Source organism: Marinobacter salicampi (assembly GCF_011074795.1).
In the GTDB taxonomy this organism is placed as follows: domain Bacteria; phylum Pseudomonadota; class Gammaproteobacteria; order Pseudomonadales; family Oleiphilaceae; genus Marinobacter; species Marinobacter salicampi.
Genome location: NZ_JAAMPF010000031.1, coordinates 1 through 14,941, shown reverse-complemented (window position 1 = coordinate 14,941; position 14,941 = coordinate 1). Strand labels below are relative to the sequence as shown.

At 57.2% G+C, this 14,941-nt stretch carries 14 protein-coding genes; 5 read left to right on the top strand and 9 right to left on the bottom strand.

Features of this window, described 5'->3' with window-relative positions:
• Positions 1-172: 172 nt before the first annotated feature.
• From G7W63_RS17160 to G7W63_RS17140, 5 genes are all read right to left on the bottom strand, one after another.
• A complete protein-coding gene (locus tag G7W63_RS17160) occupies positions 173-394 on the bottom strand; it encodes a DUF2835 domain-containing protein (protein WP_166261200.1) in 222 nt (73 codons plus the stop codon).
• A gap of 6 nt (positions 395-400) precedes the next feature.
• Complete coding sequence (htpG, locus tag G7W63_RS17155) at positions 401-2,293, bottom strand: molecular chaperone HtpG (RefSeq protein WP_166261198.1); 1,893 nt, start codon at positions 2,291-2,293, stop codon at positions 401-403.
• A gap of 193 nt (positions 2,294-2,486) precedes the next feature.
• Positions 2,487-2,921 (bottom strand): PaaI family thioesterase, encoded by a 435-nt coding sequence (locus tag G7W63_RS17150; protein ID WP_166261196.1) that lies wholly within the window; start codon positions 2,919-2,921, stop codon positions 2,487-2,489.
• On the bottom strand, positions 2,918-3,388 hold the full coding sequence (locus G7W63_RS17145; protein WP_166261194.1) for a PaaI family thioesterase: 471 nt from the start codon (positions 3,386-3,388) through the stop codon (positions 2,918-2,920). The genes G7W63_RS17150 and G7W63_RS17145 overlap by 4 nt, the downstream gene beginning before the upstream one ends.
• An 87-nt stretch (positions 3,389-3,475) precedes the next feature.
• On the bottom strand, positions 3,476-4,261 hold the full coding sequence (locus tag G7W63_RS17140) for a DUF599 domain-containing protein (RefSeq protein ID WP_166261192.1): 786 nt from the start codon (positions 4,259-4,261) through the stop codon (positions 3,476-3,478).
• A gap of 165 nt (positions 4,262-4,426) precedes the next feature.
• Between G7W63_RS17140 and G7W63_RS17135 the strand changes: the two genes are divergently transcribed.
• Positions 4,427-5,710: a M48 family metalloprotease gene (locus tag G7W63_RS17135; protein ID WP_423202300.1), complete on the top strand. Its 1,284-nt coding sequence runs from the start codon at positions 4,427-4,429 to the stop codon at positions 5,708-5,710.
• 51 nt (positions 5,711-5,761) lie between these two features.
• On the opposite strand, the gene G7W63_RS17130 is transcribed toward G7W63_RS17135, so the two are convergent.
• Positions 5,762-6,700: an alpha/beta fold hydrolase gene (locus G7W63_RS17130; RefSeq protein ID WP_166261188.1), complete on the bottom strand. Its 939-nt coding sequence runs from the start codon at positions 6,698-6,700 to the stop codon at positions 5,762-5,764.
• Positions 6,701-6,942: 242 nt separating this feature from the next.
• Between G7W63_RS17130 and G7W63_RS17125 the strand changes: the two genes are divergently transcribed.
• From G7W63_RS17125 to G7W63_RS17115, 3 genes are all read left to right on the top strand, one after another.
• Positions 6,943-7,488, top strand: a complete 546-nt coding sequence (locus tag G7W63_RS17125) for a hypothetical protein (RefSeq protein ID WP_166261186.1) — start codon at positions 6,943-6,945, stop codon at positions 7,486-7,488.
• Complete coding sequence (locus G7W63_RS17120) at positions 7,488-8,675, top strand: iron-containing alcohol dehydrogenase (RefSeq protein WP_166261184.1); 1,188 nt, start codon at positions 7,488-7,490, stop codon at positions 8,673-8,675. The genes G7W63_RS17125 and G7W63_RS17120 overlap by 1 nt, the downstream gene beginning before the upstream one ends.
• A 306-nt stretch (positions 8,676-8,981) precedes the next feature.
• Entirely contained in the window at positions 8,982-9,773 is a 792-nt protein-coding gene (locus G7W63_RS17115; protein ID WP_166261182.1) for a substrate-binding periplasmic protein, read from the top strand.
• A gap of 13 nt (positions 9,774-9,786) precedes the next feature.
• On the opposite strand, the gene G7W63_RS17110 is transcribed toward G7W63_RS17115, so the two are convergent.
• Both G7W63_RS17110 and G7W63_RS17105 read right to left on the bottom strand, forming a co-directional pair.
• On the bottom strand, positions 9,787-12,276 hold the full coding sequence (locus G7W63_RS17110) for an ABC transporter permease (protein ID WP_166261180.1): 2,490 nt from the start codon (positions 12,274-12,276) through the stop codon (positions 9,787-9,789).
• Complete coding sequence (locus G7W63_RS17105; RefSeq protein ID WP_166261532.1) at positions 12,273-12,971, bottom strand: ABC transporter ATP-binding protein; 699 nt, start codon at positions 12,969-12,971, stop codon at positions 12,273-12,275. Before G7W63_RS17105 ends, G7W63_RS17110 begins: the two co-directional genes overlap by 4 nt.
• Positions 12,972-13,044: 73 nt before the next feature.
• Here G7W63_RS17105 and G7W63_RS17100 point away from each other — a divergent pair, with 73 nt between their 5' ends.
• A complete protein-coding gene (locus G7W63_RS17100) occupies positions 13,045-13,689 on the top strand; it encodes an arylesterase (RefSeq protein WP_166261178.1) in 645 nt (214 codons plus the stop codon).
• A gap of 34 nt (positions 13,690-13,723) precedes the next feature.
• Here G7W63_RS17100 and G7W63_RS17095 read toward each other — a convergent pair whose 3' ends face one another.
• Positions 13,724-14,797: a YheT family hydrolase gene (locus G7W63_RS17095; protein WP_242634472.1), complete on the bottom strand. Its 1,074-nt coding sequence runs from the start codon at positions 14,795-14,797 to the stop codon at positions 13,724-13,726.
• Between the last annotated feature and the right edge of the window lie 144 nt (positions 14,798-14,941).

The window sequence follows — 14,941 nt, the reverse complement described above, 5'->3', positions numbered from 1 at the left end:
TTCAGTTAAAGGGCGCGGCTCGGTGGCGTAGCTGTACGGTTACGGGCCAACTGGAAGCGTGGCTGCATTCTAGCGTTTTTATCGGTAAAAAAAAGTCGGACCGCAGTGGTAGCCCCGACTGGCTTTAGATTGTAAGGCAGGCTCTGGAAGAGAGCGATGGATAATCAGTGAGTCAGCTCAGGCGCTGAACACTATGGAATTTGCCGGCGTCGTCAAAAAATATGCGGAAGCTTCCGCGCACGCCATCACGAAGATAAAACCGGGAGAGGATACGGGCCGGGAAACGGACACTGCGTCCGTCCCGGCTCGTGGCATGGACGTCACGGGCGATTCCCTGATAAAGCTTCAGCCACTCGTCAGGCGAAATCGCGAGATCGACGTCCAGGTGCTGCATGGGCGTTTAGTTGCTCAGGTCAAGCAACAGCCGGTTAAGCCGTGACACATAGGCACCCGGGTCTTCCAGCTGTTCACCACTGGCAAGGGTAGCCTGGTCGAACAACACCGCCGACAACTCCTTGAAGCGCTCATCGCCCTTTTCATTCTCGAGACGCTGCACCAGCGGATGCTCAACATTGATCTCGAAGATCGGCTTGCTCTCGGGCATTTTCTGACCCGCAGCTTCCATGATCTTGCGCATCTGCAGGCCCATGTCGTGCTCGGCTACAACAAGACACGCGGGCGAGTCGGTGAGACGGTTGGTTACCCGGACATCCTGTACGCGATTATCAAGGGCTGTCTTGATGCGCTCCAGCAAATCCTTGTGGGCTTCGGTGGCCTCTTCCTGGTGTTTCTTGTCTTCTTCGGTTTCCACATCGCCCAGATCAAGCTCGCCCCGGGCCACATCCTGGAACTGCTTACCGTCGTACTCATTCAGGTAACCCATCATCCATTCATCAATGCGGTCCGTGAGGATCAGAACTTCCACGCCTTTCTTGCGGAAGACTTCCAGATGCGGGCTGCTCTTGGCAGCAGTAAAGCTGTCAGAGGTGATGTAGTAGATCTTGTTCTGACCTTCCTTCATGCGGCTGATGTAGTCATCCAGGGAGACGTTCTGGGTGCGCTCACCGGTCTGGGTAGAGGCAAAACGCAGCAACTTGGCGATCTTCTGCTGGTTCGCCACGTCTTCCGCCGGGCCTTCCTTCAGCACGGTGCCGAACTCATCCCAAAAGGTCTGATACTTTTCGGCATCCTTGTTGGCCAGCTTGGAGAGTGTGTCCAGTACCCGCTTGGTCAGCGCCGTGCGAATGCTCTCCACGGTACTGTCGTTCTGCAGGATCTCCCGGGACACGTTCAGCGAAAGATCATTGGAATCGATAACGCCCTTGGTAAAGCGCAGGTACAGGGGCAGGAACTGCTCAGCATCGTCCATGATAAAGACGCGCTGGACATAGAGTTTCAGACCACGGGGGGCTTCACGCTGGTAAAGATCAAACGGCGCACGGGCCGGAATGTAAAGCAGACTGGTGTAATCCAGCTTGCCTTCGACCTTGTTGTGGGACCAAGTCAGCGGATCTTCGAAGTCGTGGGCAATGTGCTTGTAAAATTCCTTGTATTCCTCGTCCTTTATCTCAGTGCGGGGCAGAGTCCAGAGGGCAGTCGCATCGTTGACTGTCTCTTCCTTGGGCTCGGCATCTTTCTCGTCAGACTCGGCCTTCATGACCACGGGGAAAGAGATGTGGTCAGAATATTTCTTGACCAGATTGCGCAGGCGATAGCCGTTGGCGAACTCCTTCTCTTCCTTCTTGAGATGGAGCACGATTTTGGTACCGCGATCTTCCAGGGTCATCGGTTCAATCGAGAACTCCCCTTCCGCAGCGGATTCCCAGTGCACGCCCTCTTCCGGCGGACGCCCGGCCTTGCGGGTGAACACCTCAACTCGCTCAGAGACAATAAACGACGAGTAGAAACCAACGCCGAACTGACCGATCAGCTTGCTGTCCTTCTTTTCATCCCCGGTCAACTGGCCCAGAAACTCAGCCGTGCCGGAACGAGCGATGGTACCCAGATTCTGGATGACTTCATCCCGGGTCATGCCGATGCCGTTATCGCTGAGCGTTACGGTGTTGGCTTCCTCATCGTAGTCCAGACGGATCTTGAGGTCGGGGTCTTCTTCGAACAGGCTGTCGTCTTTCAGGGCGGCGAAGCGCAGTTTGTCTTCAGCATCAGACGCGTTTGAGATCAGCTCGCGAAGAAATATTTCCTTGTTGGAATACAGCGAGTGAATCATGAGGTGCAGCAGCTGCTTTACCTCGGTCTGAAAGCCCAGGGTTTCTTTCTGTGTATCGACCGTCATGTGTTCATTACTCCTGACTGGGGTCTTGGATCGGGTGACTCGACCCCACCCGGGAAGATCACTGACGCCCATGCCATCATCCAGAGGCACGACTCGGTCAGTTGCCATGCCCGGGAGGGGTCAATGGCCTTGGCTGACTGAGAAATGGGGGTCGCCTGAGGGTTTTCAAGTGTTTGTCGCAAACTTGCCGGGATTAATCCTCCAGCAGAAAATGGGCTCTGGCAGTGGCAATGGGTTTGCTTCGGGACTTCTGCCAGGCGGTTATCATGACATTGGCAACCCGGTTGCCCTGCCGGGTCAGATGGCATTCGGCAAAGGTTTCCCGGTCAAGGCCCGCCCGCAGGTAGTCCAGGGAAAAGTCGACAATCTTAGGCATGCGGAAAGTGTCCTGGGACATCATCAGGTAAATGGCGGCCGAGACTTCCATGAAACCGCCAATTACTCCGCCGTGGATAGCCGGCAGTATCGGGTTACCCAGGTTCTGGTCTTTTGGCGGAAGGCGAAAGATCAAGTCGTCACCGAAGCGGTCGCAGTGCAGCCCGATAAACCTGGCGTAGGGCACGCTTTCCAGCATACGGGTAAAATCGCCGGTTGCTTGTGTATGTCTCAGAATCTCCGGACTTGTCATTCCGCACCCCCGGTGATCAGGTCGCGGTACGCCTTGGGCGTACTTTCCTTGCCGATACGCATAAACGTGCCGACACATTGCGCTACGGTTTCACCTTCCTCCTGGTAGGCTTCGCATCGGGTAAAGATAATGTGCCGAGTCATGCGATAAACCTCGGCGCGGGCGTACACAGGCTTGTCCGGCTCCGCAGGGCGCATGTAATCCACCCGCAGGTCCAGGGTCGGGCAGAGTTCGAATTCTGGCAATGCACAGATCATTACCGAACCCGAGGTCGTGTCCATCAACGTGGTAATGGCGCCCCCATGGATCACCCGGGTGTCCGGGTTACCGATGATCTTTTCGCTGTAGGGCAGGCAGAGGACCAGGTGCTCCTCACTTGCGTCCGATACGGTCAGGCCCAGCTCCCGGGCCTGGTTGAGGGTATTAATAAACCGGCTTACCCGGTCCATTCGAAGGCGGTCAGTCATGGTTCAGCCTGGCTTTAGTCTGGTGTGCTGTGGTGTTGATCGGAGCCTGCGCGGGCAGGCCCTGGCAAAATTTTTTCAGGACTGGCTTTAATGAGCTTTCATGTTCTTGTCGGGTCCGGGTCTATCGCGGTCTTCTTTTGCTTCCGTTTTCGGTTTCTTCTCACCTTTGGGCACAGGCTCTTCAAAGGTCTTGCCCACCCGCAACGCACTCAGTGCGTCAGAACAGAACTCCCTGCGGTAAAGCACCATAACCACCAGAGTCGACGCACCTATGCACAGCAGAGGGTGAATAAACCAAGTGACCACGGCCAGAGCATAGTAATAGGAACGCAGGCCCAGGTTGAACGCATCGCCGGCCAGGTTGCAGACCGTTGCGGCGCTCTTGGCGAACGCCTCCCGCGCCGCAGGTGTGGTCTTGGGGTCATCAGGCATGGCAGCACCTCCGATCAGCACCGCCACGAAATTGTACATGCGCATTGACCAGGTGAACTTGAAGAAGGCATAGACGAACACCAGCAGCAGAACCACCAGTCGCAGTTCCCATATCTCGCGGCTGGCATGGCTGCCAAAAGGCAAGGGTTCAAACACGTTCATGACTTCTTCGGTATATCCCAACGCCGTGATGATACCGGCCAGGATCAGCAGGCAGCTGGAGGCAAAAAAGGCGCCGTTGCGCTCCAGGTTGCCTACCACGGTGGCGTCCGGAATGCGATTGTCCCGACGCAGCATCATGCGCATCCAGTCTTCCCGGTACATGTCCAGCGTATTCGATAGACAGGGCCGGTTATGGGCCATGCGACGGGAATATTCGGTATAGCCGAGCCAGCAGACGAGGAACCAGCCGAGGGCTATGAAATCGAGAAAGGCCGACATCGGGTAATCCGGTTAGAAGAGAAAAGGTGCGTGGATAATACGCCATCAGGCCCACAGGCTCCACTGGCAGGACCTTGCCCAGAGGGTCCGCGGTGGAAAGATCGTAAGCCCGAAAACTGTGTTATAACATCTGCAGAACCAAACCATTGCAAGGAGCTCATTGTGATCAGCAGGCCTGGAATCCGCGGTCTTTCGTTCATTGTTCTGTTCAGCATACTTATCGGCTGCACCACCAACCCTGTCACCGGTGAAAAGCAGCTCTCGCTCATACCCGAAAGCCAGGAAATATCCATTGGCGAAGAACAGTACTTACCTACCCAGCAGATACAGGGCGGCAAATACTACCTGGACCCGGAGCTGACCAACTACGTCAGCGAGATTGGCCAGAAACTCGCTGCCGTCAGCGATCGGCCCGACCTGCCCTACGAGTTCACCGTAATAAATAGCAGCGTGCCGAATGCCTGGGCCCTGCCCTCGGGAAAAATTGCGATCAATCGCGGGTTGTTGACCGAATTCGAAAACGAAGCTCAGCTGGCCGCAGTGCTTGGCCATGAAATTGTCCACGCCGCGGCCCGGCACAGTGTTCAGCGCATGCAGCGGGGAATGCTGATCAATGCCGGCGTTGCCGGACTCGGGATTGGTCTTGCCATGACTGACAATGAATTCGCCGGTCTGCTGATGGGAGGAGCCGCCGTGGGAAGCCAGGTTGCCATGGCCCAATACAGCCAGAGTCATGAGCTCGAGTCCGACCACTACGGTATCCGGTATATGAAGGAGGCCGGCTACGATCCCCAGGCTGCAGTCGAGCTCCAGGAAATCTTTGTCAGATTGTCTGAAGGAAATAACCCCGGCTTCCTCCAGGGCCTGTTCGCTACTCACCCGCCATCCCAGAAGCGGGTTGAGGAAAACCAGGAACTGGTAAACAAAATCGGCAGCGGCGGTCGAATAGGTCGCGAGACCTATCAGGAAAAGCTGGCCTACCTGGAGAAAAAGCAGCCGGCCTACAAGGCCCAGGACGAAGCCATGGATTTTGCCAAGGCGGACAACCTCGACGCTGCCATGAGCAAAATCAATGAGGCGATCCGGATCGAGCCTGACGAAGCGGCCTTCTATGCGTTCCGTGGACAGATCCAGGAAGAGCTGAACAATCCACAGAAGGCTCAGTCAGATTACGACAAAGCGGTCTCACTCTACCCGGAGATGTTCAGCTACCGGTTGCAGCGTGGATTGCATGAGCTGGATCTGAACAATCTGGATCAGGCCCAGGAAGATCTCAAAGCCGCCAATGACGTTGTCCCTACGTCAATCGCGTTCCTGAGGCTGGGGGATATCGCCGTCAAGCAGGGTCGCAAGGAAGAAGCAGCTCAGTACTACAGTACCGCGGCCAAGGCCGAGGGTGAAATTGCGGCAGAGGCCCAGCGCAAGCTTGAGGCCCTGACCCAAGGCTGACCTATCCACAACGTCACCCTTGGCCAGAACACTCTTGTCGGAATCAGCCTCCTACAGAGCAAGCCTGTTCAGCACCCGCTCGGCGGTTTGCTCGGGATACTCCAGCATAAAACAGTGGCCACCGGGGCTCTCGTCGACCGTGAGCGCCGGGTCCATCGCCTGCCACCGGGCTACGGATTTGCCAACGAAGGGATAGGTCCGCTGCCCATAGATCAGGTGAGTCGGGGTACGGACCTTTTTCACTGCCCGCCAGAGGCCCCTCGGGTAAGTGGCAAACAGTTCAGATTCCCGCTCAGGCTCACATCGGAGCGTCAGACCGCCCTCCTTCACCGGTTTCAGGCCGTGATTGACATAACTCTGCAGACACCGGTCATCCCAGCCTTTGAATATCCCCCGCTGATGGAAGTACTCAAACGCCTGCCTGGCATCTGACCAGTGAGCCCGGCGCTTACGGGCTCTGCTCGCCATGGCATTTCGTTTCCACAGACCAACAGAACTGGACACGGCCATGAGCCGGAGCATCGGCGGAGTGAACAATACCGGGTCCAGTAAAACTGACTGACGAAACAACGTCGGTGCGTTGGCCATCATCAGGGTCGTCATGACAGCTCCGAAGCTGTGCCCGAGTCCATGGACCGGCATCGGTTCCCCCTTGGCATCCAGGTAGCTTTTGCGGACCTCCCGAAGCGCTTCCTCACACAGCAGCGCGGTTGCGTTCCAGCCTTTGAACGAGCCGCCGTGGTCGCTCTCCCCGTGACCTTGAATATCACTGATGACCAGGTCTGCGTGTTCAAGTAACGGCTGTAACAGGTGCTCATACACCAGCCCTGAGTAGCCGTTGCCGTGAATAAAATGGATAACCGGTTTACCGGTGGCAGGACTTCTGAGCCCCCTTACTGTAAAGCCGGCCGTCGTCTGATGGGCCCAAGGCTGCAGTTGGTGCTTCAATGCGGGTTCGGCGGCTGGGCTCAGCAGTAAATCGGGACTCATCAGGGCGCTGCTCTTATTACAGGTTGGGGTGAAGGTACAGCCGCTCTATCGTTAAACACCCCCCTTGCCAAAACAATTGTTTTTGCAAACTTATAGCCTGGCACCCTCTCTGAGGGCCGTGAACGGGGCGGCCCGTGGTGCGAGGGTTTGCCAATCTGACACAGATCCGGCGTCACGGTTCGCATTGACTTTTAGAGCAATAACTCTAAAAATCAGACTATACCAACCAAGCAGGTGAATCCATGCTAGCCAGACATATCAAACCGATGGCCTTCCAGGCGCGCCGCCTGTATGTCGAGGCAATGTTCCAGGTAATGGGACAGGCCCTTCAGGCCGTGAGTGAAATAGACAGCGATGTGCAGGGGGAAGCCCGTTCGTTACCGGAGGGCTTCCTGTTCGAGATGATGGTCATGCCCGACGGCCCAAGGCTCATCATCGAGCATCTTGGCAACGGTGCATTACGGTTTCATGGCAGCACAGCCCCACGGGATCCGGACCTCTCGATACAGTTCAAGCATATCGCCCACGCGTTTCTGGTGCTGTCGTTCCAGGAAAAAACCTCGGTCGCTTTTGCCAATGACCGGATGCTGGTGGACGGCGACCTGGGCTATGCCATACGGATCACCCGCATTCTGAACCGGCTCGAAGCCTTTATCCTGCCCAGACTGGTGGCGTCCAGGGCTGTGAAGGAGTACCCGAGAGACCTCAATCTTCCTAAAAAGGTTATAGGTGCCGCTCGTATTTACCTGAAAGTGGCAAATCAATTTGTGGACACGGTGAGAGCATAATGAGCAACAAATACTATGAGTTTTTCTGTCCGGTCAAGGTGATCGCAGGCAAAGCGGCCCTGGAACACATACCCTACGAACTGACCGGCTTGGCCGCCAGGCGCCCGATGATCATCACAGACAAGGGGGTACGAGCCGCTGGGCTGCTGGACCCGGTCATTTCCGCCTGTGAAGAAAGTGGCCTTGAGATTGTTTCCATCTATGATGATGTCCCGCCTGACTCTTCGACAGGCGTTGTCAGGGCCATTGCCGAGGTCTACCGCTCGGAGAAGTGTGACTCGATCATCGCAGTTGGCGGAGGATCGGCCATAGATACTGCCAAAGCAGTCAACATCCTGGTGTCTGAGGGCGGCGATGATATCAGCAAGTATGTCGGCGCTGGTGTTCTCAAACGACCTCTGAAGCCATTTTTCGTTGTCCCCACCACAGCCGGCACCGGCTCTGAGGTGACCGCCGTGGCGGTTATCGCGGATCTTGAGAAGTCGGTGAAACTGCCCTTCTCTTCATCTTTCCTGCTGCCCAATGCGGCGATCATTGATCCGCGCATGACCCTGACCTTGCCGCCGCACATAACCGCAGCAACCGCCATGGACGCCATGACCCATGCCACCGAAGCCTTCACCTGCATGGCCAAGAATCCATTGAGTGATGCTTATGCAACCTCCGCAATCAAGAAGATCAGTACCTTTCTTTTGCCGGTGATGGAGAATCCGAAAGACGCCGACGCCCGGCTGGAACTGGCCCAGGCTTCAACCATGGCCGGCATCGCATTCTCCAATTCCATGGTTGGTCTTGTTCATGCGCTGGGACACGCCACCGGTGCCATCTGCCATCTGCCCCATGGTATGTGCATGAGTCTGTTTCTGCCGTACGTGCTGGAGTACAACCTGGAGACCATCCGTGAGCCCCTGGGAGAACTGCTGTTGTATCTGGACGGTCCCGAGGTCTACGCCACTACGCCGGCCAGTCGTCGTGCAGAGGCCTCAATTTCAGCCATCCGCCGCCTGCGCGACGCGCTCTATAAACACTGCAAGCTGCCCCGCACCCTGAAGGAAACCGGGAAGGTGGAAGCCGACCAGCTTGACCGCATTGCGGCGCTAGCCCTGGATGATGGCTCCATTATGTTCAACCCCAAGGAAGTGACCCTGGAAGATGCACGCGCCGTACTTCAGCGCGCTTGGGCCTGACGTCAGAGGGCCGGCCCCTCGGGTCCGGCCCTCTCGAAACCTTAATTTTTTGCAATGATAGGATTGAAAACCGTTTCAAAACAGGCAACAATTCGTTTGTATTCTGTTCTGCGAAACACCTGATCCAGGATCTGGTGTGCCAGTCATGCGGAGGGAAGAGTCCGTAGTGATTTGATCAGAATTTGTGCAAGCATGGATGCCGACACGCTACGGGCGCGCATCACCTCGTTTTTTGCCTGCCTCGTGTAACGCCCAAGCTCAACTGGCTATCGGTTCCATTTACTCATGCTCAAGCACAACCGTTCTATGCGACATACTCTAAGCCTGGCGGTTAGCGCCATCCTGCTGTCCACATCAGCCTGGGCAAGCCACGGGGCTGAGAGCCACGCAAAAGAGACCTCCGAGGCCGGTACAAACGCGCACCGCGACTTTGTCTTCAACGTTTCTCCGACCGGTTATCCGCCCTATGTCATCATTTCTGAAAATGATGAGTATTCAGGTATCATCTGGGACGTCGTTGAGCGGATATCAACACAACTGGGTTATCAGGTGATCCCCAGGAAGATCCCCCGAAAGCGGGTCAACCAGATGTTAGTGGATGGCTATATTGACGCCACCTATCGTGCCATTGAATGGACAGAAGAGCCCGAGCGTTTTGTATTTACCCTGCCTATTACCCGGGTTCGGGAGAATTTCTTCAAGACCGTGGATTCGGAGTTTGAATTCGAAGAGCCTGAGGACATTGCCGGGCATACCATAGTGACCCACCTGGGCTTCCACTACCCTGCCCTGGAACCGATTTTCGCTGCCGAACGGGCGCAACGCTTTGATGTCACCAAACACAAGGACATGCTTCAGTTCCTGCTGCACGGTGAACAGTTTCACGCCGCTGTTATGGACCAGGCAGTGGGCCAATGGATTATGAGCCAGAACGGCTGGAGCGACCAATTAGAAGTCGTCGGCGATCCCATCTCCGACTTCGGTTTTCGGCTAATGTTGCGTCAGGACTGGTCGGAGTTCGCCACTGCTTTCAACGAGGAGCTTACCCGTATGAAAGACAGCGGCGAAATCTCAAAGATCGAGCGACGTTACCGATAACCTGGGTCAGGCGTTACTCAAGACGCCTGAGCAGCAACATGGGCGATACGTTCAATACCGGCTTCAGTTGGCTGCGTCCCAGCAGTGCCAGCACCATTGCACTTATCAGGGGAACCGGAATGACGAGATTCCAGTGCCAGCGGAACTCACCCTCGAACATACGATACTGAAGAGCCCAGACAGCAGCTTCTGCTGCCACCACACCAAGTATGCCTGCAAAGAGCCCGAGCAGTGCAAATTCCAGCATGGTACTGCGCACCAGCAGGGACCGGCGCCCACCCAAGGTCCGCAGCAGGGCGCCTTCCCTCTGGCGATCCTGCAGGGTGGCGCTGACCACCGCAGCCATGACCACCAGGGCAGCCGCCAGAATCAGGGCCAGTATGGCTTCAATGGCCTGGGCCACCTGTTTTACTATGCTCTGTATGCGCTCAATGATGTGGTCCAGCTCCAGAACCGAGATGGTCGGAAACTGGCGGGCAAAGCTGTTGAGATCCGACTTCTCATCCCCCTCCAGATAGAAACTGGTGATCCAGGTCGCCGGCATCCCTTCCAGACCGCCGCCCGGGGGGAAAGCCATATAGAAGTTGGGCTTCATGCTGTCCCACTGCACCGTCCGGATGCTGGTTATGGGTTCAGAGACCTGGTCTGAGCCTATGGTAAAGGTCAGGGTATCCCCCACTTTCACGCCCAGCTTGTCCGCCAGCTCGGATTCTATCGACACCCCCTGGGTCTGATCCTCCTCAAACCACTGCCCATCCACAATCCGGTTATCAGCAGGCAGGTCATCCATCCAGGTAAGATTTAATTCCCGGTTGAGTGCATTGACCTTGGCGTCTTTGCTTACTGCTTGTCGCACCGGCTGATCATTGATTTCAGTCAGGCGGCCCCGAACCATGGGATAGAGAGTATCCAGGGGCAGGTCCCTCGCTTCCAGAAATGCCCTCACATCGTCCACGGCTTCGGGCGCGATATTGATCAGAAAATGGTTCGGCGTGCTCTCCGGCAGTTGGGCCTGCCAGTCCGCCAGCAAAGACGAGCGCACCAGGATGAGCGTGGTCGCCAGCATCAGCGTCATGGCAAACACAGCGATCTGGGACATACTGGCGCGCCGGTGGCGGTAAAGGCCGATCAGTGCCAGACGCCAGGCGTTGCCACCACCGGACATATGCTTCAGGCTACTGACCAGACCCCAGCCCAGCAGTGCCAGCGTGCCCATCAGGGCGGCCAGCCCCCCCAGCAACGCCAGTACCAGGGAAACCTCCCGGGCGTAAAGATAGACCAGCCCAAACACCGCAATCACCGCAATGAGTACGTCAAGCCATGCTCTGGTGCCGGCCTCGCCAGGCTGGCTGCGTAACACCCGCATCGCCGGCACATCGCGCAGCCGGCGGATAGGCGGGTAGGCAAAGGCGAACAGTGAAACAACGGCAGTGAGCACCGCCGGGGTGAGCGCAGACACGTCGAAATGAATGTCCACCGCACGGTCCAGCGCTTCACTGACCAGATTGGCAAGCATCCAGAATAGGGGCAGCGCCACCACAAGGCCGCCAATAATGCCGACAAGGCCCCATAGAGCCAGGCGACTGAGGTAAAGCTTGCCAATGGCCCGGCTACTCACTCCGAGAGTCTTAAGAAGCGCTACTGTATCCCGCTGCCCGATGGCGTACTGCCTGCTGGCCACCGCTACTGCAACCGCCGCCAGCAGAACTGCCAGGCTCCCGCCCAGAAGCAGAAACCGCTCTGCCCGCGCCAGCGATTCTGACAAGGCCTCACCGTCCCGGATGCTCTCCCATTCATGGCCCGGTTCCAGCCGTGGTTCCAGCCAGCTGTAAAATCGTTCAAGGGCCGGCTCGTCACCGGCAAAGAGATTGACGTACTCCACGCGGCTACCGTCCTGTATCACCCCGGTGGCGGCAACGTCCTCATGGTGCATCATGATGCGCGGCGCCAGGGCCGTCATGTTGAAGCCACCGTCCGGCTCCCGAATCAGAAGACCGCTAACCTCAAGGGTTCTTTCGCCAACATCGATGGTGTCGCCAACCTCAACCTCCAGAAGCTTCAAAAGGCGCGGATTTAGCCACACTTCACCCGGGGCCGGGCCTCCGCTGGTCATGGTGCGCGGCGCGCCAAGTGCGGGCTGGAATTCGATTTCCCCGCGCAAAGGATAATCATCATCCACAGCTTTTACCGACACAAGCTGGAACTGTTCTCCACCGAAGACCATGGTTGAAAACTGGACCATCCTAGCGGTCTGAAGGCCCCGGCTTCGGGCCTCGGCACGCCATTCCGTAGGGACGGGCCGACCATTCTCAGCTTCCAGCTGACGGTCAGCAGCGAGAAACGAGCTGGCGGAGGAAACAAGTGTATGCTGAAGCTGGTTGGCAAACAGGGCAATGGTCGCCACGGTAGCCACCGCGATTATCAGTGCGGCCAGGACCACCCGGACATCCCGCTCCCGCCAGTCCCTGCGGACCGAAGAGAGCTTCTGGCTAGCACCATTCATTGCACTGGCTCCTCTTGAGCCCTTTGCAGGGAAGCTGGCTCTGTCAGTACGCCCGCTTCGATATGAAACTGGCGCTCACACCGGGCCGCCAGCAGTTCATCATGGGTCACCATGACGAGCGTCGTGCCCTGCTCACGGTTCAGGGTCATAAGCAGATCCGATATTGCCTGGCCTGTGTGGTTATCAAGGTTGCCCGTGGGCTCGTCTGCGAAAAGGACGATGGGGTCGGCAGCGAAAGCCCGCGCAATGGCCACTCTTTGCTGCTCGCCTCCGGACAACTGCCGCGGTGTGTGGGTCAGGCGTTCGCCCAGGCCGACTCGCGAAAGCAATTCCCGAGCCCTTGCCGCCGGTTCTTTGTGTCCGCCCAACTCCAGGGGCAGCATGACATTTTCCAGTGCGGTCAGGGCAGGCAAAAGCTGGAATGACTGAAACACAAACCCGACCCGCTGCGCCCGAAGCTGTGCCCGTTTGTCTTCACTAAGCTCACTGATACGTGCGCCGTCCAGATGCACCACGCCTTCAGTAGGTGTATCCAGACCTGCCAGCAGCCCTAACAAGGTGGTTTTACCTGAGCCGGAACGGCCCACAATGGCCACAGACTCGGAACGCTTGATTTCAAGATTGACCCCCTGCAGGATCGTAAGCGTATCATTGCCAAGGTCAACCCGATGACTGAGGTTTTCGACCCTGAGCATGGCCGTTGTGGCCCCCTGGGCTAAGTTCGTTTTTTCGATCACATGCGCTCCTGCACAAACTGTATAGAGGAAGATGGTTATCAATACGGTATTTCTATCCCTGAGATCAATTCTGTTCCTGGCACTGGTGTTATTGAGCGCCCCGACCCTCGCAAGTTCCGCCAACCAGTTGCTGATCATGGGTGACAGCCTGAGCGCAGCTTACGGCGTCCAGACTGAGCGTGCCTGGGTGGCCCGGCTCAAGGAAAAGCTGGAGCAACAGGGCTATGACAACTGGGAGGTGCTCAACGCCAGCATCAGCGGTGAAACCACCGACGGCGGTCTTCGCCGGCTGCCCGAGCTTCTGTCCCGCCATGATCCCGAGGTCGTTATCATAGAGCTTGGCGGCAATGACGGCCTGCGCGGATTCAGTCCGGGCGTCATCGAACGCAACCTGGAGGAAATGATTACCCGCTCCCAGGAGGCCGGAGCCCGGGTCCTGCTGGTCGGGATGCAGTTGCCACCCAACTATGGCCGCCGCTATACCGAGGCTTTCGCGGACATCTATCCCGACCTGGCCCGGGAGCATTCGGTTTCCCTGGTGCCCTTCTTCCTGGAAGGCATCTACGACCAGCAAGGCATGATGCAGGACGATGGCATACACCCAACCGATGAAGCCCAGGAACACCTGCTGAACAACCTCTGGCCCGAGCTGAAACCTATTCTGGAATCCGACTAAACTCCTCACCTTCTCTGGAACGGCTAGATGGGCCTTACTTGTCGGTAAGGCCCCGGAAAAACCGGATCGCCCGACGTTCTGACCAGTAATAGCCATCTTTCGCAGTCTCGACAAACCCCACATGGCCGCCCCAGCGAGGCGTTTCAAGCATCACTTTGTGACCCAGCAGGGGTCTGTCATCGGGAAAACACCCGGGCGACAGAAAGGGATCATCCCGGGCGTTCACCATCAATGCAGGCACCTGGATATCCTTGAGCCTTGTGAGGGCCGAGCACTGTGCCCAGTAATCCTCGGCGTCTCGAAAACCATGGAGAGGCGCTGTGTACCGGTCGTCAAACTGCCTGAAGTTCCGGATGGATTCAAAGTCGGCAACGTCGATCAGCTCCGGAAACAGTCTGGCCTTATCGGCCATTTTGGCATGGAGGTCCCTCAGAAACCGTTGCATGTATATTCGTCGGCTTGGGCGCGCCAGCATCCCGGCGCTGCCGGCCAGATCACAGGGCACAGAAAATGTCACGGCTCCGGCGATTCGTGAATCAATCTGACTGCCCTGCTGCCCCAGGTAGAGCAAAGTCAAGTTGCCGCCCATGCTGAATCCGGCCAGCCCCACGGTGCGATAGACGCCGCCCGGATTACCTTCGCCCAACCCGTACTCAACCACACGCGCCAGGTCGTCAGTGGAGCCGCTGTGATAGAACCTGGGCTGCCGGTTCATGATGCCGCCGCAAGAGCGGAAGTTCCAGGCCAGTACATCCCAGCCGTCGGCCAACAATGCCCGGGTCAGCCCGAGAATATACGGGCGCCTGCTGTGCCCTTCCAGACCGTGGGAAATTATCGCGAGCCGGTCACTGCCCTGGCGGTGCCAGTCCAGGCGCAATTCATCGTTATCGCTGGTGGCTATGACTTCCACAGCAGGCTCTGCCAGGCTGACGCTCCTGAACAGGGTTGACCACACCGATTGCAGGTGTCCGTTGCGCAGCCATCGTTGTGGAACATAGTCTGCTACGGGCGCGCAAGCTGGAATCAAGTTCAGACGTGATGCTGAAGTCATGCCTTCCATGACCTTGCTCTTCCTTTGTTGGCGCCCTTCGGGGTTTACAGGGATCATTGAAGCTCCAGACCTTTAATCATTCAATTCATGGGCTTGACCGGCGCACCCAAAGTCCTTAATATGCCGGCCTCAACGACGCTGTTCCCCGATAGCTCAGTTGGTAGAGCAACGGACTGTTAATCCGTTTGTCGCTGGTTCGAG